General features: G+C 68.3%; 21 protein-coding genes. 14 read left to right on the top strand and 7 right to left on the bottom strand.

Annotated elements, in window-relative coordinates:
• The first annotated feature begins 365 nt into the window (after positions 1-365).
• Genes H8B22_RS02415 through H8B22_RS02400 form a run of 4 tightly spaced genes read left to right on the top strand, consistent with a single transcriptional unit; the run spans position 366 to position 4076 of the window.
• On the top strand, positions 366-1094 hold the full coding sequence (locus tag H8B22_RS02415) for a TetR/AcrR family transcriptional regulator (RefSeq protein WP_187712537.1): 729 nt from the start codon (positions 366-368) through the stop codon (positions 1092-1094).
• Positions 1091-2041: an HlyD family secretion protein gene (locus H8B22_RS02410; RefSeq protein ID WP_187712536.1), complete on the top strand. Its 951-nt coding sequence runs from the start codon at positions 1091-1093 to the stop codon at positions 2039-2041. The genes H8B22_RS02415 and H8B22_RS02410 overlap by 4 nt, the downstream gene beginning before the upstream one ends.
• A 20-nt stretch (positions 2042-2061) precedes the next feature.
• Positions 2062-2991: an ABC transporter ATP-binding protein gene (locus H8B22_RS02405; RefSeq protein ID WP_187713497.1), complete on the top strand. Its 930-nt coding sequence runs from the start codon at positions 2062-2064 to the stop codon at positions 2989-2991.
• Positions 2988-4076 carry an ABC transporter permease gene (locus H8B22_RS02400; protein ID WP_187712535.1) on the top strand — a complete coding sequence of 363 codons (1089 nt, stop codon included), beginning with the start codon at positions 2988-2990 and terminating at the stop codon, positions 4074-4076. Before H8B22_RS02405 ends, H8B22_RS02400 begins: the two co-directional genes overlap by 4 nt.
• A gap of 26 nt (positions 4077-4102) precedes the next feature.
• Here H8B22_RS02400 and H8B22_RS02395 read toward each other — a convergent pair whose 3' ends face one another.
• On the bottom strand, positions 4103-4330 hold the full coding sequence (locus H8B22_RS02395) for a hypothetical protein (protein WP_187712534.1): 228 nt from the start codon (positions 4328-4330) through the stop codon (positions 4103-4105).
• Positions 4327-5778, bottom strand: coding sequence for a tRNA (N6-isopentenyl adenosine(37)-C2)-methylthiotransferase MiaB (gene miaB / locus H8B22_RS02390; protein WP_187712533.1), 1452 nt, complete (start codon positions 5776-5778; stop codon positions 4327-4329). Before miaB ends, H8B22_RS02395 begins: the two co-directional genes overlap by 4 nt.
• 166 nt (positions 5779-5944) lie before the next feature.
• On the opposite strand from miaB, the gene H8B22_RS02385 reads away from it, so the two are divergent.
• The 7 genes from H8B22_RS02385 (at position 5945) to H8B22_RS02355 (ending at position 11456) form a co-directional block, all read left to right on the top strand.
• Positions 5945-6874, top strand: a complete 930-nt coding sequence (locus tag H8B22_RS02385) for a lytic transglycosylase domain-containing protein (RefSeq protein WP_187712532.1) — start codon at positions 5945-5947, stop codon at positions 6872-6874.
• A 171-nt stretch (positions 6875-7045) separates the two neighbouring features.
• Positions 7046-7663, top strand: a complete 618-nt coding sequence (petA, locus tag H8B22_RS02380) for a ubiquinol-cytochrome c reductase iron-sulfur subunit (RefSeq protein WP_187712531.1) — start codon at positions 7046-7048, stop codon at positions 7661-7663.
• Between the two features lie 3 nt (positions 7664-7666).
• On the top strand, positions 7667-8926 hold the full coding sequence (locus H8B22_RS02375) for a cytochrome b (RefSeq protein ID WP_187712530.1): 1260 nt from the start codon (positions 7667-7669) through the stop codon (positions 8924-8926).
• A 40-nt stretch (positions 8927-8966) separates the two neighbouring features.
• Entirely contained in the window at positions 8967-9668 is a 702-nt protein-coding gene (locus tag H8B22_RS02370) for a cytochrome c1 (RefSeq protein ID WP_407060836.1), read from the top strand.
• Positions 9669-9846: 178 nt separating this feature from the next.
• Entirely contained in the window at positions 9847-10482 is a 636-nt protein-coding gene (locus H8B22_RS02365) for a glutathione S-transferase N-terminal domain-containing protein (RefSeq protein WP_187712528.1), read from the top strand.
• A 93-nt stretch (positions 10483-10575) separates the two neighbouring features.
• On the top strand, positions 10576-11076 hold the full coding sequence (locus H8B22_RS02360; RefSeq protein ID WP_187712527.1) for a ClpXP protease specificity-enhancing factor: 501 nt from the start codon (positions 10576-10578) through the stop codon (positions 11074-11076).
• Between the two features lie 83 nt (positions 11077-11159).
• Positions 11160-11456, top strand: a complete 297-nt coding sequence (locus tag H8B22_RS02355) for a hypothetical protein (protein WP_187712526.1) — start codon at positions 11160-11162, stop codon at positions 11454-11456.
• Positions 11457-11556: 100 nt separating this feature from the next.
• Here the strand turns inward: H8B22_RS02355 and H8B22_RS02350 are convergent, their stop codons facing one another.
• A complete protein-coding gene (locus tag H8B22_RS02350) occupies positions 11557-11880 on the bottom strand; it encodes a DUF3301 domain-containing protein (protein WP_187712525.1) in 324 nt (107 codons plus the stop codon).
• 66 nt (positions 11881-11946) lie between these two features.
• Between H8B22_RS02350 and H8B22_RS02345 the strand changes: the two genes are divergently transcribed.
• Positions 11947-12741 (top strand): FHA domain-containing protein, encoded by a 795-nt coding sequence (locus H8B22_RS02345; RefSeq protein ID WP_187712524.1) that lies wholly within the window; start codon positions 11947-11949, stop codon positions 12739-12741.
• A 90-nt stretch (positions 12742-12831) separates the two neighbouring features.
• On the opposite strand, the gene nadC is transcribed toward H8B22_RS02345, so the two are convergent.
• Positions 12832-13719 carry a carboxylating nicotinate-nucleotide diphosphorylase gene (nadC, locus tag H8B22_RS02340; protein WP_187712523.1) on the bottom strand — a complete coding sequence of 296 codons (888 nt, stop codon included), beginning with the start codon at positions 13717-13719 and terminating at the stop codon, positions 12832-12834.
• Positions 13716-13985, bottom strand: coding sequence for a Trm112 family protein (locus H8B22_RS02335; RefSeq protein WP_187712522.1), 270 nt, complete (start codon positions 13983-13985; stop codon positions 13716-13718). The genes nadC and H8B22_RS02335 overlap by 4 nt, the downstream gene beginning before the upstream one ends.
• 71 nt (positions 13986-14056) lie before the next feature.
• Between H8B22_RS02335 and purE the strand changes: the two genes are divergently transcribed.
• Together purE and H8B22_RS02325 are read left to right on the top strand one after the other, a co-directional pair.
• Positions 14057-14560, top strand: coding sequence for a 5-(carboxyamino)imidazole ribonucleotide mutase (purE, locus tag H8B22_RS02330; protein ID WP_187712521.1), 504 nt, complete (start codon positions 14057-14059; stop codon positions 14558-14560).
• A gap of 4 nt (positions 14561-14564) precedes the next feature.
• Positions 14565-15707 carry a 5-(carboxyamino)imidazole ribonucleotide synthase gene (locus tag H8B22_RS02325; RefSeq protein WP_187712520.1) on the top strand — a complete coding sequence of 381 codons (1143 nt, stop codon included), beginning with the start codon at positions 14565-14567 and terminating at the stop codon, positions 15705-15707.
• 75 nt (positions 15708-15782) lie between these two features.
• On the opposite strand, the gene H8B22_RS02320 is transcribed toward H8B22_RS02325, so the two are convergent.
• Together H8B22_RS02320 and H8B22_RS02315 are read right to left on the bottom strand one after the other, a co-directional pair.
• On the bottom strand, positions 15783-16280 hold the full coding sequence (locus H8B22_RS02320) for a hypothetical protein (protein ID WP_187712519.1): 498 nt from the start codon (positions 16278-16280) through the stop codon (positions 15783-15785).
• Between the two features lie 153 nt (positions 16281-16433).
• Positions 16434-17027 carry a superoxide dismutase gene (locus H8B22_RS02315; RefSeq protein ID WP_187712518.1) on the bottom strand — a complete coding sequence of 198 codons (594 nt, stop codon included), beginning with the start codon at positions 17025-17027 and terminating at the stop codon, positions 16434-16436.
• Positions 17028-17143: the final 116 nt, after the last annotated feature.

Raw genomic sequence — 17143 nt, 5'->3', positions numbered from 1 at the left:
GGCTCAACGCATCTTGGCGGTGTGTGCGCTGCGCCGTACCCACGTCGGCAGCGAGTGTGGTGGAGAGGAGTGAGGTGCAGCGCGGGCTTGGGACGCGAGGCGCCGCGAGCGTGCATGAGGTCGTGATCCGTGCCGGGCGGAGCCATCCGTGCCCGGGCCGAGCGATGGATGCCCCGGCCGTTCCCACAGCGGGAGCTTCCCCCCGCGGCATCAGGCCGTGCGGCTCGCGCAGTCGCCCTTCATCCGCGGGCAGGCAGGGCCCAGGTGCGCGGCTGAATCCGCGTCCGGCGGTGCTCCCGACCGTCGATGGCCGTTCGTCGGCGCCTGCTTGAAAAATAATTGATCATTGAATTAATTATGCTCGCATGAGCCCCCGCAAACCAACGCAGCCGCCCCGCGAACCGACAGCGCCCGGCACCGGCCGCCGCCCCCGCGCTCCCCGCAAGCGCACGCCGGGGCGTCCGACCGGGGAAGGCCCCGACCTGCGCGCGCGCGTGCTCGATGCGGCGATCGCGTGCTTCGTGCGGCAGGGCATCGCCGCCACTTCGTTGCGGGCGATCGCGGCGGAAGCGCATGTCACGCCGGCGCTGCTGCACTACTACTTCGGCGACAAGGAACAGCTCGTCGGCGCAGTGCTGCAGGAACGGGTGATGCCGGCATTCGATGTGGTGCGCGAGGCGGTACTCGCCGCTGCCGACGACGACATCGCCGGACTGGTGGCGGGGTACGTCCGCGGCGTGTCGCAGGCGGTGTCCCTGCATCCGTGGCTGCCGGCGCTGTGGGTGCGCGAGGTGCTGTGCGAAGGCGGCGCGCTGCGCGAAGCCGTGTTCAACCAGGTGGCGCCGATGCCGGTGATGATCGCGCAGCGTCTCGCCGCCGCGCAGGCGCGCGGGCAGATCAACGCCGACCTCGATCCGCGCCTGCTGGTGATTTCCCTGGTCGGCCTGACTCTGTTTCCGGCCGCCGGTGCGCCGATCTGGCGACGCATCTTCGAGGCCAGCGACATCGGTGTCGATGCGATGCGCGACCACACCCTCGCGCTGCTCGACCACGGCCTCGGCCTGGCCGGATCGCCACTCAAGGATCGTCCATGACCCGCAATCGACTTCTCCTGCCGGCGTTGCTGGCAGCCGCGCTGACCGCGTGCGGCACCGATGCGCCGCAGGCGCTGGGCACGCTGGAATACGACCGCATCACCTTGCCCGCGCCCGCGGCCGAACGCATCGTCGAAATCAACGTGCGCGAAGGCCAGCAGGTGGCCGCCGGGCAATCGCTGCTCCGGCTCGAAGCCACGCGCATTGCGGCGACGACCGATGCCGCACGCCTGGAAGCGCAGCGCCAGCGCGAGGCCCTGCAGGAACTGGAAGCGGGCGCGCGCAGCGAAACCATCGCCCAGGCGCGTGCCGAAGTCGCCGCTGCGCAAGCGCAGGCGCACGACGCGCGTGCTTACTACGCGCGCGTGCAACCGCTGGGCGCGCGCAAGCTGATCGCCGCCGCCGAAGTCGACCGCGCCCGCGCCGCTGCCGGCAGCGCCGATGCGCAGGTCCGTGCGGCACAGGCCGCGCTGCTGGAACTCGAACACGGCACGCGCCGCGAGCGCATCGCCCAGGGCGAAGCCGCGGCGCGCGCCGCGCAGGCGCAGGCCAGCGCGCAGCAGGTCAGCCTCGACAAACTCAACGTGGTCGCGCCGCGCGCCGGCCGCGTCGACAGCCTGCCGTACCGGCTCGGCGACCAGGCGCCGGTCGGTGCGCCGCTGGCGGTGATGCTGGTCGGCGCCGTGCCCTATGCGCGCGTGTACGTGCCCGCGCCGATCCGTGCCGACGTGAAGGTCGGACAGGGCGCGCGCATCTTCGTCGAAGGCCGCGAGCGAGCCATTGCCGGCACCGTGCGGATGATTCGCAACGATCCCAGCTTCACCCCGTACTACGCGCTGATCGGCGAGGACGCGGCGCGCCTGAGCTACCTCGCCGAAGTGCAGCTCGACTCGACCGCCGGTGCGTTGCCGGCGGGCCTGCCCGTGCGCGTCGAGTTCGTGCGATGAACGTCGACGCCGCCCCGGCGATCCACGCGCGCGGCATGACCAAGCGCTTCGGCGAACTGGTGGCGGTGGACCACGTCGACCTCACCGTGCCCAAGGCGCACGTCTACGGCTTCCTCGGCCCCAACGGCTCGGGCAAGACCACCACCATCCGCATGCTCTGCGGCCTGCTCGCGCCGAGCGACGGCGAGATCGAAGTGCTGGGCCTGCGCATCCCCGCGCAAGCGGAGGAGCTGCGCCGGCGCATCGGCTACATGACGCAGAAGTTCTCGCTGTTCGAAGACCTGAGCGTGCGCGAGAACCTGGAGTTCCTCGCCGCCGTGCAGGACATCCCCAAGGCCGCGGCCAGGCGCCGCATCGACGAACTGGTGCAGCGTTACCACTTCCAGGACCGGCAGGCGCAACTGGCCGGGACCATGAGCGGCGGGCAGAAGCAGCGCCTCGCCCTGGCCGGCGCGGTGATCCACGAGCCGGAACTGCTGTTCCTGGACGAGCCGACCAGTGCGGTGGATCCCGAATCGCGCCGCGACTTCTGGGAAAAGCTGTTCGAGCTCGCCGACGCCGGCACGACCCTGCTGGTGTCCACGCACTACATGGACGAAGCCGAGCGCTGCCATCGCCTGGCCATCCTCGACCGCGGTGTCCTGGTCGCCGACGGCACGCCGCAGGGGCTGGCCGGCGAGTTGCGCGGCCGCACGCTCGCCGTGCACGCACAACAACCGCGACGCGCGCGCGAGGTGCTGCTGCAGCAGGCCGGCGTGCTCAGCGTCGCCCAGGTCGGCAACACCTTGCGCGTGCTGACCCAGGTCGATGGCGATGCCATCTCGCGCCTGCGGCACGCCTTGGCGGGCGCCGGACTCTCCGCCGAGGTCGAAGCGGCGGAACCCAACCTCGAGGACGTCTTCGTCGCCGCCACCCGCGGCCGCGAACAGGCGCAGGAGCGCGCCGCATGAACTGGCGCCGGCTGTTCGCGATCGTGCTCAAGGAGCTGCGGCAGATGCGCCGCGACCGCATCACCCTGGCGATGATCATCGGCATCCCGGTGATGCAGCTGGTGCTGTTCGGTTACGCGATCAACCTCAACCTGCGCGGCCTGGCCACCGGCATCGCCGACCAGGCCGGCACGGCCGCGTCGCGCGCGCTGGTGATGGACATGGTCGCCACCGGCGTGATCAAGCCGACCGCCGAAGCCACGACGCCCGCACAACTGATGGAAATGCTGCGCCGGGGCGAGATCAGCGTGGGCGTGGTGGTCCCGCCGGATTTCGAACGGCGCCGCGCCGAAGGCCGCGAGGCGGTGCAGGTGCTGGTCGACGGCAGCGACACCACCGTGCAGAGCGCCGCGATCCAGCTGGCGCAGATGCCGCTGGACAGCCCGGCCTACAGCGTGACCCGGGTGCAGCCGATCAGCGTGGTCGCGTTCTACAACCCGCAGCGGCGCTCGGCGGTGAACATCGTGCCCGGCCTGATCGGGGTGATCCTGACCATGACGATGGTGTTGTTCACCGGCGTGGCGATCGTGCGCGAACGCGAGCGCGGCAACATGGAGATGCTGATCGCCACGCCGCTCAGCCGCAGCGAACTGATGGTGGGCAAGGTGCTGCCGTACGCGGTGATCGGCCTGGTGCAGACCACGGTGGTGCTGCTGCTCGGGCTGTGGCTGTTCGACGTGCCCGTGCGCGGCAGCCTGCTCGACGTCTACCTGGCGGCGGTGCTGCTGATCTTCGCCAACCTCACGCTCGGCCTGTTGATTTCGACCAAGGCGGCCTCGCAGTTCCAGGCGATGCAGATGACGTTCTTCGTGTTCCTGCCGTCGATCCTGCTGTCCGGCTTCATGTTCCCGTTTGCCGGCATGCCGCGCGTCATCCAGTGGATCGCGGAGATCCTGCCGCTGACCCATTTCCTGCGCCTGATCCGCGGGATCATGCTGCGCGGGGCCGGGTTGCTGGAGCTGTGGCCCGACGTGCTCGCCCTGGTCGCCTTCACGGCGGTGATGATGACGCTGGCGATTTCCCGTTTCCGCAAGCGCCTGGATTAGGCCTGCTCGAACAGCGTCAGCAGGCCTTAGTCGCGCCGCGCCCGCAGTTTGCGGTGGCGCGAATATGCCGCCACCGCCGAGAGCAGGAACAGTCCCGCCACCACCGGCCAGACCCACGCCGGAATGCGGTCCTGCATCGGCACATGGAACACGCCCTGCCAGAGGCACGCGGCGGCGGCTGAAAGTGCCAAGTCCGCGAGCGCGATGTGCAGGTGGCGGTTCGGGGTGCCGCGTGCGAGCAGTGGGTTGTTCATGCCGCGGCCGGTGCCTCGACAGTTGCCACGCGGCCGCGCAGCGAGTTGCTCATCGCTTCGGTGATCACCACGTCGACGAACTGGCCGACCAGGCGCGGATGCCCCGGGAAGTTCACCGGGCGCATGTTCTCGGTCTTGCCGGTGAGCTCGTTCGGGTCCTTCTTCGACGGGCCTTCCACCAGCACGGTCTGCACGCTGCCGACCATGGCGTCGCTGATCGCGCGCGCCTTGGCGTTGATGGTGGTCTGCAGGCGCGAGAGGCGGGCGTGCTTCTCTTCGCTGCTGACGGTGTCTTCCAGGTCCGCGGCGGGCGTGCCCGGACGGCGCGAGTAGATGAAGGAGAACGACTGGTCGAAGCCGACGTCCTCGATCAGCTTCATGGTCTTCTCGAAGTCGGCATCGCTTTCGCCGGGGAAGCCGACGATGAAATCCGACGACACCGAGATGTCTGGTCGCACCGCGCGCAGCTTGCGGATCTTCTGCTTGAACTCCAGCGCGGTGTAGCCGCGCTTCATCGCCGCCAGCACGCGGTCGCTGCCGGCCTGCACCGGCAGGTGCAGGAAGTTGGCGAGCTTGGGCACGTCGCGGTAGGCCTCGACCAGCGAGTCGGAGAACTCCAGCGGGTGCGAGGTGGTGAAGCGGATGCGGCCGATGCCGTCGATCTCGGCGATGGCACGGATCAGCAGGCCGAGGTCGGCGATCTCGCCGGTCGGCTGGCCGTCCGCGCCCATGATCGGGCCGCGGTAGGCATTGACGTTCTGGCCGAGCAGGTTGACCTCGCGCACGCCCTGCGCGGCCAGGTCGGCGACTTCCACCAGCACGTCCTCGAACGGGCGGCTGATCTCCTCGCCGCGGGTGTAGGGCACCACGCAGAACGAGCAGTACTTGCTGCAGCCTTCCATGATCGAGACGAAGGCCGAGGGGCCCTCGGCGCGCGGCTCCGGCAGGCGGTCGAACTTCTCGATCTCGGGGAAGCTGATGTCGACCTGCGGCTGGCCGGTCTCGCGCTTGGCCTGGATCAGCTCGGGCAGGCGGTGCAGGGTCTGCGGACCGAAGACCAGGTCGACGTAGGGGGCGCGCTTGATGATCGCTTCGCCTTCCTGCGAGGCCACGCAGCCGCCGACGCCGATCACCACCTGCTTGCCCCCCTGCTTGAGCGCCTTCCAGCGGCCGAGCTGGCTGAACACCTTCTCCTGCGCCTTCTCGCGGATCGAGCAGGTGTTGATCAGGATGACGTCGGCTTCCTCGACGTTCGTGGTCAGTTCCAGGCCATCGCTGGCGGCGAGGACGTCGGCCATCTTGGTCGAGTCGTACTCGTTCATCTGGCAGCCGTGGGTCTCGATGAAGAGCTTGCCAACGGGCTTCTTAGCCGAACGCGGGGCTTCGGCAGGCTGGGGCGCGGAAGCGGGAAGGGTGGCCGCCTTGGCGGCAACGGTCGGGTCGGTCATGTCGTTTTGAATCCGGGAGGGCGGCGGTTAGTCCGCGCCGGGGCGCGCATTGTAACGACGCCGCCGGACACCCGCTGGCGGGGCCGCTGGCCGAAACGGGATGGCCGTCGCGTTCATACAAATCAACGACTTGTAAAGAATTTCGAATACGAGGATAGTCCGCCGCATGAAAGGGGTATGGGGAATCCTGATCGCCGTGGCCGCGTTCGCGCCGACGCCTGCGTGGGCCGGTGCGTTGTACCGCTGCGACGCGCCGGACGGCACCCGTGCCTACGCCAGCAAGCGCGTGCCGGGCGCCAAGTGCACCGTCATCAGCTATCAGGCGGAGAAGCCGCGTCCGGCGCCTGCTCCCGCTGCCGCCACGCCGGTGGCCGTCAATGCCGGGAGCGCAACGCCGAGCATGAACGTCGCCGGTTCGCCGGCCGCCGTCGGCGCCAAGCCGCTGGGCGGCGATTCGGGCATGAAGGCGCGCTTCCTGCGCATGGGCTCGACGGTGACGTACTCGTACATCGATGCCAATGGCGTCCGCAATTACAGCAACAAGCGGCCCAAGGGCGTGGCCAACCTCAAGGTGACCCGGGTCGAGTTCCCGATCTTCCAGATCGAGAACTGCTATGCCTGCGGGACCCTGCCGGGGGTGAACTTCGGCCGGATCCGCCTCAATACCAGCGCCTACAGCTCGGAAATCGCCAGCGCGGCGGCGCAGTACGGGGTCGAGGAGGCGATCGTGCGCGCGATCATCCACGCCGAATCGTCGTACAACCCCGGGGCGCTCTCCCGCGTCGGCGCCCAGGGCCTGATGCAGCTGATGCCGGCCACCGCGCGCCGCTTCGGCGTCGGCAATGCCTTCGACCCCGCGCAGAACATCCGCGGCGGGGTGCAGTACCTGGGCTGGTTGCTCAAGCGCTTCAACGGCGACCTGACCCTGGCCGCGGCCGGCTACAACGCCGGTGAAGGCGCCGTCGACAAGTACAAGGGCGTGCCGCCCTATGCGGAAACGCGCCGCTACGTGCAGCGCGTGGCCCAGCTCGCCGAGCGCTACCGCAGTGCCGGCGCCGGTGTCGCCACGGCGGCTTCCGGGGCCGGCTCGCGCTGAATTCCGGCCGGGCGCAGGCGCCCTGTGCGGTGGTTCGCAGTTCGCTCCGCTTCCGCCGGATTGTCGGGTCATTCACCCTTCCGTTACACTTCGCCGTCTTTTTAGCCGCGAGCCGTCGCCAGTGGCGGCGGCCGCGTGAACTTCGTTTTCAGAAGCTTTGCGGAGTGCCGGATGGCCAACCAAGGGGACAGCCCCGTCAATGAGGGCCGCCGCCGTTTCCTCACCGCGACCACCGCCGTGGTCGGCGCGGTCGGGGCGGGATTTGCGGCGGTACCATTCATCAAGTCGTGGAATCCGAGTGCGCGAGCCAAGCTCGCCGGTGCTCCGGTGACCGCTGATATCACCGAGTTGCAGGAAGGCCAGCGCCTGATCTTCGAATGGCGCGGTCAGCCGATCTGGATCGTCAAGCGCTCCAAGGCCGTGCTTGCCGCACTGCCGACGCTGGACTCCAGGCTGCGCGATCCCAAGTCGGACAACGCCGACCAGCAGCCGGCCTACATCAAGAAGGCCAGCCCGGAACTGCGCTCGCTGAAGCCGGAGATTTCGGTCCTGGTCGGCCTGTGCACCCACCTGGGCTGCTCGCCGGAGATCAAGGCCGAGATCCGCCCCGAGCCGTTCGACCCGGAGTGGAAGGGCGGTTACTTCTGCCCGTGCCACAAGTCGCGTTTCGACATGGCCGGCCGCGTGTTCCAGGGCGTGCCCGCGCCGACCAACCTGGTCGTGCCGCCGCACTACTACGAAAACGACACCACGATCATCATCGGTGTCGACCCGAAGGGAGCCGCGTAAGCCATGGCGAACATCTTCACCCGTACCGCCGATGGCGTGATGAACTGGGTCAATGAGCGTGCTCCGGCGATGATGCCGGTGTACCGCAAGCACATGACCGAGTACTACGCGCCGAAGAACTTCAACTTCTGGTACATCTTCGGCGTGCTGTCGATCGTGGTTCTGGTCAACCAGATCCTGACCGGCATCTTCCTCACGATGCACTTCAAGCCGAGCGCAGCGGACGCCTTCGCTTCGGTCGAGTACATCATGCGCGACGTGGAGTGGGGCTGGCTGATCCGGTACATGCATTCGACCGGTGCCTCGCTGTTCTTCATCGTCGTCTACATCCACATGTTCCGCGGCCTGATGTATGGCTCGTACAAGAAGCCGCGCGAGCTGGTGTGGATCCTCGGCATGCTCATCTACCTCGTGCTGATGGCCGAAGCCTTCATGGGCTACGTGCTGCCGTGGGGCCAGATGTCGTTCTGGGGCGCGAAGGTGATCATCTCGCTGTTCGGCGCCATCCCGGTGATCGGCAACGGCCTGACCGAGTGGATCATGGGCGACTACCTGCCCTCCGATGCCACCCTCAACCGCTTCTTCGCCCTGCACGTGATCGCGCTGCCGCTCGTCCTGCTGCTGCTGGTCGTGCTGCACATCGGCGCGCTGCATGAAGTGGGTTCGAACAACCCGGACGGCGTGGAAATCAAGAAGGGCCCGAAGGGCAACCGCTGGTCGCCGACCGCGCCGACCGATGGCATCCCATTCCACCCGTACTACACGGTCAAGGACACCTTCTACGTCGGTGGCTTCCTGATCCTGGCGGCGTTCATCATCTTCTTCGCGCCGGCCTTCGGGGGCTGGTTCCTGGAACATGACAACTTCACCGAGGCCAACCGCCTGGTGACGCCGGAGCACATCAAGCCGGTGTGGTACTACACGCCGTACTACGCGATGTTGCGCGTCATCCCGCACAAGCTGTCGGGTGTCATCGTGATGTTCGCGGCGATCGCGGTGCTGTTCCTGGTGCCGTGGCTCGATCGCAGCAAGGTCAAGTCGCACCGCTACCGCGGCTGGCTCACCAAGGCGATGCTGGGACTGCTGGCCGTGTGCTTCGTGTGGCTGGGCAAGATCGGCGCCGGTCCGGGTACCGACCCGGTCGAAACGCAGATCGGTCGCGTCCTGACCTTCCTGTATTTCGCCTTCTTCATCACCATGCCGCTGTGGACAGCAATCGACAAGACCAAGCCGGTGCCGGAACGGGTGACGACGCATGATTAACAACAATTTCGTCCGCACCCTGGTCGGCATTGCCGCTGGCATGCTGGTGTCGGTGTCTGCCTTCGCCTCGGGCGGCGGCAACCTCATGCAGGCCGGTACCGACCTGGGCGACCGCGCGTCGCTGCAGCGCGGCGCCGCGCTGTACATGAACTACTGCTCGGGCTGCCATTCGCTCAAGTACCTGCGTTATTCGCGCATGGCCGAGGACCTGGGCCTGACCGAAGACGAGGTGATGCAGAACCTCAACTTCACCGGTGCCAAGTTCGGCGAGCAGATCCAGGTCAGCCTCACCGAAGGCGAGGCCAACAAGTGGTTCGGCAAGATGCCGCCGGACCTGAGCCTGATCGCCCGCGTGCGCGGCAGCGACTGGATCTACACCTACCTCAAGTCGTTCTACCTCGACGAATCGCGTCCGCTGGGCTGGAACAACAAGCTGTTCCCGAACGCCTCGATGCCCAACCCGTTGTGGCAGATGCAGGGCCTGCAGCACGCCGAGTACGGCGAGCCCGACAAGGCCACCGGTGATCGTCCGGTGCACGGCCTGAAGATCACCCAGCCGGGCACGCAGACGCCGGCGCAGTTCGACCAGTCGGTCCGCGACATCACCACCTTCCTCGAGTACGCCGGCGAGCCGGCGGCGCTGAAGCGCGAGAAGCTGGGCGTGTGGGTCATCCTGTTCCTGGCCTTCTTCACCTTCCTGGCCTGGATGCTGAAGCACGAGTACTGGAAGGACGTCCACTAAGCGTCCGTACCGAGAAACGCCCGGCCCCGTGCCGGGCGTTTTGCATCTGGCGTCCGGGGGGCGACTTTTTCCGACAGGAACGCTAGTCTCGGGCATCCGGGCGACCGACCGCAGGGGGCGGGCGGCGCCTAGGCCGGCGGGTTGGGCCGGTCGATTCCGAATGCAGGAGCAATCGATGATGGCGGCTAGTCCACGTATGCGTAACGCCCTGACCCTGTTTTCGTCCACGGACTGCGTGCTCTGCCACCGCGTCCGGCTGGTCCTCGCGGCCAAGGGCGTCACCTACGACCTGATTCCCGTCGATCCACAGAATCCGCCCGAAGACCTGGTGGATCTCAACCCGTACCACTCGGTGCCGACGCTGGTCGAACGCGACCTCGTGCTCTATGCCGCCAGCGTGGTCAGCGAGTACCTCGACGAGCGTTACCCGCATCCACCGCTGATGCCGGTCGATCCGCTGTCGCGCGCGCGCCTGCGCCTGGCGATGCTGCGCTTGGAGCACGACTGGGTGCCGCAGGTGCAGGCGATCCAGCTGGGCAACAAGGTGCAGGCCGAGGCCGGCCGCAAGCGGTTGAAGGAACTGCTGACCGCGTCGGTGCCCTTGTTCAAGGCCAGCAAGTTCTTCCTCAATCCGGAAATGAGCCTCGCCGACTGCGCGATGGCGCCGATCATCTGGCGCCTGCCGTCGCTGGGCGTGCCGCTGCCCAAGGACGGCAAGGTGATCGAGGACTACGGCAACCGCATCTTCCGCAATCCCGGCTTCACCCGCAGCCTTACCGATGCCGAGCGCAAGCTGCGCGATCTCCCGGCCTGAGCGATTGCGACCGATCGGATTGGTAGCGAGGGGCCCGGATTTCCGGGCCCTTTCGCGTTCCATGCCCGGCGCGGGCGGCGCTACACTTCCGCCATGAGTGAAGACAGCACCGCCATGACCAGCCATCGCCCGTACCTGCTGCGGGCGTTGTACGAGTGGATCGCCGACAACGGCATGACGCCGCACCTGCTGGTCGATGCAACGCGCCCGCATGTCCAGGTGCCCGCGCACGCGGTGAAGGACGGCCGCATCGTGCTCAACGTCGCCGAGCGCGCCGTCGCCGGGCTGCAGATGACCAACGACGTGATCCGCTTCAGTGCGCGCTTCGGCGGCGTCAGCCATTCGGTGTCGGTGCCGGTGGCCGCGGTGCTGGCGATCTATGCCCGCGAAACGGGGCAGGGCATGGCGCTCCCGGAAGAATCGCTGGCCGGCAATGCGGACGAGGCGGAAGTCGAGATCGAAACCGACGAGGACGAGGCGACCGCACCGGCGCCGCTCAGCATCGTGCACGACGATGATGCTCCCGGCGGCGGCGACGACGAACCGACGCCGCCGACGCCGCGGCGCAGCGGTCATCTGCGCATCGTGAAGTGACGTTTCGACCTAGCGATTCGGCTGGCTGAAGCGCCGCTTCCAACGAGATCGGTCGAGCCGAAGAGCGCTTGTTTGGGGATCCTATGGAACAGTTCGCAGTCACCGCACTCTTGCTGACGGCCCTGGTGCTGCCGATCGTGCTTTTCTGGCAGTTGAGGTCGCGCTCCCGCCTGCATGGCCTGATGGCGGCGGCGATTGCCGTTGCCGCCGGTTGGGCGCTGAATGTGGCCTGGGCCTACGTGTCGCAGGGCGTCCCGACCAATGACCCGGCGCAGGGCGACACCCTTTCGATCGCCGTGTATTTCGGTTGGATCTGCCCGAGCATCCTGACGGTGCTGACCTGGCTGGTCTGGCGGTTCAAGGCGCGTCGCGCCGCCTGAGCCCGGACAACGCAAGCCTGGGGCTGCTTCGCGGTCCGGCTGGATGCACGTGTTCGTTTCGTTGCACTCCACAACGCGCATGGCGCGTGTCGGGCGCAGGTCAGGGGATGGTGCCGGGCGCAGGCATCACCGGGCCGCTGAACGACACCAGCCGATCGCCGCGCAGCACCAGCCGCCCGATGTGGCGGTCCTCGCCATTGTGCGAATAGTCGAAACGGAACGTGCGCTCGAAGCCCAGCCACCCGCTTTCCTGGCGGTACACCCGCAGGCCGATGGCGTGGACGCTGTGGTCCAGCCACTGCACGCCGGCGACGCGGCAGGCGTCACGTCCAACGGCTTCGGCACGTTCGGCGGCGGCGCGACTCGCGTTCCAGAACGCGAACGCCATCGCAGACACGATCATCAGGATGATTAGAGTCGGCATCGGTCCAAGGTAGTGGCGCCATGTGCGGGCCACAAGTCTACGTTCGCCGGGAGGGGCGGCGTGTCGATGAAACTGGTTTTTCCGGGTGGGGAACACCCGCAGGTGCTGCTGGGGCCGGGCGTGAACCGCGTCGGTTCCGATCCGCAGTCGAACATCGTCCTGGATACGCCGGGGGTGCTGCCGCAGCATTGCCAGCTGCATGTCAGCGCGACCGGGGTCATGCTCGAAGTGCCGGCCGGCACCGTCGTCAGGGTCAATGGCCGGCACGTGGACGGTCTGATCGCATTGCGGCCGGGCGACAGCGTCATCTTCGACCACGTGCTGGCGCGGCTCGCGGCCGTCGATGCCGTCGCTCCGCGCGTGGCGCAGGACGGCGCGGCGCGGGGCTATCCGCACGCGGCCAACGACGATCCGGGTATCACCGCGGTGCGGCAGGCCATGCCGATGTACGTGCTGCGCGGACTGACCGGTGGGGCCTTCGGTCGCAGCTATCCGCTGCAGGGGCCGGTCACCATCGGGCGCTCGCCCGAGTGCGACATCCACATCAACGACCTCGGCCTGTCCCGCGTGCACGCGCGCCTGGTGCCGGGCGAGGACGGCGTGCAGATCGAAGACCTCGGCTCCGCCAACGGCACCTTCGTCAACGATCGCCGCGTGGCGAAGGAGCGCGCGCGCAAGGGCGACGAAATCGGCTTCGACAAGCTGCGGTTCCGCCTGTCCGGCGCCGCCGGCCAGGAGCCGGTGCACGTCGTGGCGACCCGGCCGGTGCAGGGCGCCGCCCGGAGCGGGACTTGGCTGTGGGCCGGGTTGGTGGTCGCGGTGACCGCGGCGGTGATCACGATCGTGCTGGGCAACGGCTGATCGCAAACCGCTTCGCTCGACTGGAAATGAAAAAAGCAGGCCATGGGCCTGCTTTTTCTTTGACGAATCCACGGTCGCGGCGCGGCCCGATCAGCCGGGCGGCGGCCCCAGCTTCAACGACAGATCGATTGCATGGACGTGCTTGGTCAGCCCGCCGATCGAGATGAAGTCGACGCCGTCCTCGGCGATCGAGCGCAGCGTGCTCATGTCCACGCCGCCGGAGACTTCGAGCGGGATGCTGCCGTTGAACGGTGCCGAGCGGGCGATGCGCACCGCATCGCGGCGCGTGGCCGCATCGAAATCGTCGATCAGGATCCGGTCGCAGCCCTCACGCAGGGCTTCCTCCAGCTGCGCCAGCGATTCGACTTCGACCACCAGCGGGAGCGTCGGATGCATCGCGCGCGCCGCGTGGATGGCGGCGGTGAGCGAACCCGCGGCGCGCACGTGGTTCTCCTTGAGCATCACCGTGTCGTACAGGCCGATGCGGTGGTTGGCGCCGCCGCCCACGCGCACGGCGTACTTCTGCGCGAGGCGCAGGCCGGGGATGGTCTTGCGCGTATCCAGGACGCGCGCGCCGGTGCCGCGCACGGCGTCGACGTGGGTGGCAGTGATCGTCGCGGTGCCGGACAGCGTCTGCAGGAAATTGAGCGAGGAACGTTCCGCGGTGACCAGCGCGCGCGCGCGGCCCTGCAGCGTCGCCAGCACCGTGCCCTTGCGGACCCGGTCGCCTTCCTGCACGCGCCAGTCGATCCGCACCTCGGGGTCGAGGGCGCGGTGGCAGGCGTCGAACCACGGCCGGCCGCAGACGATGCTGTCTTCCTTGCACAACAGGTAGGCGCTGTCGGCCACGTCCGGCAGCAGGGCGGCGGTCACGTCGCCGCTGCCGATGTCCTCGGCCAGGGCGCGGGCGACGTCGGCCTCGACCGTTTCGGCGGGCGGCGGCTGGAGGTCGCTGCTGCGCGGGGACGCGCCGCTCATGCCGCCGGGAATCCTTCGATCTGCGCAGTCGCCAGCGCCTCCTCGACCAGCAGCACCGGGATGCCGTCGTCGACGCGGTAGACCATCTTGCGGTCGCGGGTGACCAGCGCTTCGCGCAGGGCTTCGGCCTGGACGCTGCCATCGCCGCGCAGGACGCTGCCGCCGGCGATCGCAGCATTCATGGCCTGCAGGCCACGGCTTTCGAGCAACGCCAGCGGCTGGCGGGTGGCGGGGCAGACGAGCAGGTCCAGCAGTTTGCGGTCCATGGCGATGAAGGAGCGGCGGAAGGCCGGTAGAATAATCGTTTTACGGCGGCGGTTTGCCGCTTGGAACCGTCATGGCAGCAACCGAACAAAGCCCGCTGGTCGGCATCGTCATGGGCTCGCGCTCCGATTGGGAGACGATGCAGCACGCCGCGGCGCGGCTCGAGGCCCTGGGGGTCCCGCACGAAGTCCGCGTGGTCTCGGCGCACCGCACCCCCGATGTCCTGTTCTCGTATGCCGAAACGGCGGCGGCGCGCGGCCTGCGCGCGATCATCGCCGGCGCCGGTGGCGCGGCGCACCTGCCGGGCATGCTTGCTTCGAAGACCGCGGTGCCGGTGCTGGGCGTGCCCGTGCAGAGCAAGGCGCTCAACGGCATGGATTCGCTGCTGTCGATCGTGCAGATGCCGGCCGGCATTCCGGTGGCGACGTTCGCGATCGGCAATGCCGGCGCGGCCAATGCGGGCCTGTTCGCCGCGTCCATGCTTGCCAGCGAGTTCCCGGCCATTGGTTCCGCGCTCGATGCCTTCCGCAGCAAGCAGACCGAAGACGTGATCGCCAACGACGATCCGCGCAAGTGACGCCATGACGACGGTCGGAATCCTCGGCGGCGGCCAGCTCGCCCGCATGATGGCCCTGTCCGGCGCGCCGCTGGGCCTGCGCTTCCTGGTGATGGACACGGTCGCAGATGCCTGCGCGGGCCAGTTCGCGCCGCTGATCGTCGGCGACTGGCGCGACGAAGCAGCGTTGGGTGAATTCGCTTCGAAGGTGGATGTCGCCACGTTCGACTTCGAGAACGTGCCGGCCGAATCCGCGCAATGGCTCGCCGACCGCGTCCCCGTGTTCCCGCAGCCGCGCGCCCTGGCCATCGCGCAGGATCGCCTGGCGGAAAAGACGCTGTTCCGCGAATTGGACATTCCGGTGCCGGAGTTCGCCGCGATCGCGACGCGCGAGGACCTCGACAACGCGATCGCGAAGCTCGGCACGCCCTGCATCCTCAAGACCCGGCGCCTGGGCTACGACGGCAAGGGCCAGTTCCGCATCAAGACCCCGGCCGATGCCGCGGCCGCGTGGGAGGCGCTGGGTGCCCAGGCCGTCACGGTCGGCCTGATTCTCGAGGGCTTCGTCGCCTTCGAACGCGAGCTCAGCGTCGTCGCCGTGCGCGGTCGCGATGGCGAGTTCCGCACCTGGCCGCTGACCGAGAACTGGCATGTCGACGGCGTGCTTTCGGCGAGCCTTGCGCCGGCGAAGGTCGACGCGGCGCTGGCGCAGACCGCCTTCGCGCATGCGAAGAAGCTGGCCGAAGCGCTCGACTACGTTGGCGTGTTCGCGCTGGAGCTGTTCTGCCGCGACGGCGTGCTGCTCGCCAACGAACTGGCGCCGCGCGTGCACAACTCGGGTCACTGGACGATCGAGGGCAGCGAGACCTCGCAGTTCCAGAACCACCTGCGCGCCGTGCTCGGCCTGCCCCTGGGCGACACCCGCATGGTGGGCATGGCGTGCATGCTCAACTGGATCGGGGCGATGCCCGACGCGAATGCGGTGCTGGCCGAAGCCGGTGGGCATTGGCACGACTACGGCAAGGAGCCGCGCAGCGGACGCAAGGTGGGGCACGCGACCCTGCGTGCGGATTCCGCCGCCGACCTGGCGGCCACACTGGAGCGTGTCGGTGTGGCCTTGGGACGCGAGGCGCAGGTCGCGCCGGTGATCGCTTCGTTGCGGGGATGATCGCGTCGCAACGCGCATGGAAACGGCCGGCATGTCCGGCCGTTTCTTCATCCGCGGCAGGTGCGATGGCGGCGGCTAGGACGCCAGCCGCCGCATCCGCAGCGTCAACACGATCGAGTAGCTCAGGTAGTAGCCGATAAGCGTCGCCGCCAGCCCCAGCGTCAGGGGGCTGGCACCGGTCGCAGGCGGTTGCGCGGCCATCAGGCCGCCGTGCAGGAGACGCCATGCGAGCCGCCCGACCAGCAGCAGCGACAGCGCACCGCCGATCCAGGGATTGGGCACGTAGCTGCGCTGGCCGTCGACCAGGTCGACCCGGGTCAGCGACATGCCGTACACACCCAGCAGCAACCCGGCCGCGGTGCCCGCGGCGACCGCCGGTGCCGCGCCCGGCACGAACACGCCTGCCAGGACCAGCGAGGCCAGCACCAGTGCCAGCAGCGCCATCCGTACCATCGTGCGCCTGGGCTGCCAGGGCTGGCGTCCGAACTGGCGCCGGATCCGGCGGTAGTACATCAGGCCGATGCCGGCGGTCATCGCGTAGGGGAGCAGGGCGGGCAGGGCCGATGCGGCCATGGCTGGGTTCCTCGGGAGGTTCGCGGCAGCTTAGGCGCTCGGCGCGGCGTGGCTAGGTGCCAAAGGTCAGATTCGGCAAACGGGCTGCCGAAAGCAGGACGGCCGGGTTGCCCCGGCCGCCGATCTGTTGGTGCGATGCGTGGCGCGCGTCGATCAGCGCATGTTCGACGCGACGAAATCCCAGTTGACCAGGCTCCAGAACGCCTCGAGGTACTTCGGGCGGGCGTTGCGGTAGTCGATGTAGTAGGCATGTTCCCACACGTCGCAGGTCAGCAGCGCCTTGTCCTCGCCGGTCAGCGGCGTGGCGGCGTTGGAGGTGCTCACCAGGGCCAGCGAGCCGTCCGGGCGCTGCACCAGCCAGCCCCAGCCGGAGCCGAAGGTGCCGACCGATACCTTGGTGAACTCTTCCTTGAACTTGGCGAAATCGCCGAAGGCCTTGTTGATGGCTTCGGCCAGCTTGCCGGTCGGCTCGCCGCCGCCCGGGTTCGAACCGGATGCCGGCTTCAGGCAGTTCCAGTAGAACGTGTGGTTCCACACCTGCGCGGCGTTGTTGAACATGCCGCCCTGCGACTTGCGGATGATGTCCTCAAGCGACATGTCGGCGAACTCGGTGCCCGCGATCATGTTGTTGAGGTTGGTCACGTACGTCTGGTGGTGCTTGCCGTAGTGGAAGTCAATCGTCTCGGCCGAGATGTGCGGTTCGAGCGCGGCACGGTCGTAGGGCAGGGCGGGCAATTCGATGGCCATTGGCTGGCTCCTTGGCTGGCGTGTGGAGGGGAGCGTCGCCGCGCCGGCACGGAACAGCGGGCGGGGGCGGGGCGAAAGCTTCTACAATACGCATTGTATCCCCACGTTCAGCTGCC

Origin of the sequence: Lysobacter terrestris, assembly GCF_014489475.1 — a bacterium.
GTDB lineage: Bacteria > Pseudomonadota > Gammaproteobacteria > Xanthomonadales > Xanthomonadaceae > Agrilutibacter > Agrilutibacter terrestris.
Note: the sequence above shows the minus strand (reverse complement) of the source record. Positions and strands in the feature narration are given on the sequence as shown.

What these genes read in the sequence shown, in the direction of transcription:
- H8B22_RS02315 (WP_187712518.1), bottom strand. Translation starts at nt 17,027, where the DNA reads ATGGCCATCGAATTGCCCGCCCTGCCCTACGACCGTGCCGCGCTCGAA.
- H8B22_RS02355 (WP_187712526.1), top strand. Translation starts at nt 11,160, where the DNA reads ATGGAACAGTTCGCAGTCACCGCACTCTTGCTGACGGCCCTGGTGCTG.
- nadC (WP_187712523.1), bottom strand. Translation starts at nt 13,719, where the DNA reads ATGAGCGGCGCGTCCCCGCGCAGCAGCGACCTCCAGCCGCCGCCCGCC.
- H8B22_RS02350 (WP_187712525.1), bottom strand. Translation starts at nt 11,880, where the DNA reads ATGCCGACTCTAATCATCCTGATGATCGTGTCTGCGATGGCGTTCGCG.
- H8B22_RS02415 (WP_187712537.1), top strand. Translation starts at nt 366, where the DNA reads ATGAGCCCCCGCAAACCAACGCAGCCGCCCCGCGAACCGACAGCGCCC.
- H8B22_RS02370 (WP_407060836.1), top strand. Translation starts at nt 8,967, where the DNA reads ATGCTGGTGTCGGTGTCTGCCTTCGCCTCGGGCGGCGGCAACCTCATG.
- H8B22_RS02335 (WP_187712522.1), bottom strand. Translation starts at nt 13,985, where the DNA reads ATGGACCGCAAACTGCTGGACCTGCTCGTCTGCCCCGCCACCCGCCAG.
- H8B22_RS02325 (WP_187712520.1), top strand. Translation starts at nt 14,565, where the DNA reads ATGACGACGGTCGGAATCCTCGGCGGCGGCCAGCTCGCCCGCATGATG.
- H8B22_RS02400 (WP_187712535.1), top strand. Translation starts at nt 2,988, where the DNA reads ATGAACTGGCGCCGGCTGTTCGCGATCGTGCTCAAGGAGCTGCGGCAG.
- H8B22_RS02320 (WP_187712519.1), bottom strand. Translation starts at nt 16,280, where the DNA reads ATGGCCGCATCGGCCCTGCCCGCCCTGCTCCCCTACGCGATGACCGCC.
- H8B22_RS02395 (WP_187712534.1), bottom strand. Translation starts at nt 4,330, where the DNA reads ATGAACAACCCACTGCTCGCACGCGGCACCCCGAACCGCCACCTGCAC.
- H8B22_RS02360 (WP_187712527.1), top strand. Translation starts at nt 10,576, where the DNA reads ATGAGTGAAGACAGCACCGCCATGACCAGCCATCGCCCGTACCTGCTG.
- H8B22_RS02345 (WP_187712524.1), top strand. Translation starts at nt 11,947, where the DNA reads ATGAAACTGGTTTTTCCGGGTGGGGAACACCCGCAGGTGCTGCTGGGG.
- H8B22_RS02410 (WP_187712536.1), top strand. Translation starts at nt 1,091, where the DNA reads ATGACCCGCAATCGACTTCTCCTGCCGGCGTTGCTGGCAGCCGCGCTG.
- H8B22_RS02385 (WP_187712532.1), top strand. Translation starts at nt 5,945, where the DNA reads ATGAAAGGGGTATGGGGAATCCTGATCGCCGTGGCCGCGTTCGCGCCG.
- petA (WP_187712531.1), top strand. Translation starts at nt 7,046, where the DNA reads ATGGCCAACCAAGGGGACAGCCCCGTCAATGAGGGCCGCCGCCGTTTC.
- purE (WP_187712521.1), top strand. Translation starts at nt 14,057, where the DNA reads ATGGCAGCAACCGAACAAAGCCCGCTGGTCGGCATCGTCATGGGCTCG.
- H8B22_RS02375 (WP_187712530.1), top strand. Translation starts at nt 7,667, where the DNA reads ATGGCGAACATCTTCACCCGTACCGCCGATGGCGTGATGAACTGGGTC.
- miaB (WP_187712533.1), bottom strand. Translation starts at nt 5,778, where the DNA reads ATGACCGACCCGACCGTTGCCGCCAAGGCGGCCACCCTTCCCGCTTCC.
- H8B22_RS02365 (WP_187712528.1), top strand. Translation starts at nt 9,847, where the DNA reads ATGGCGGCTAGTCCACGTATGCGTAACGCCCTGACCCTGTTTTCGTCC.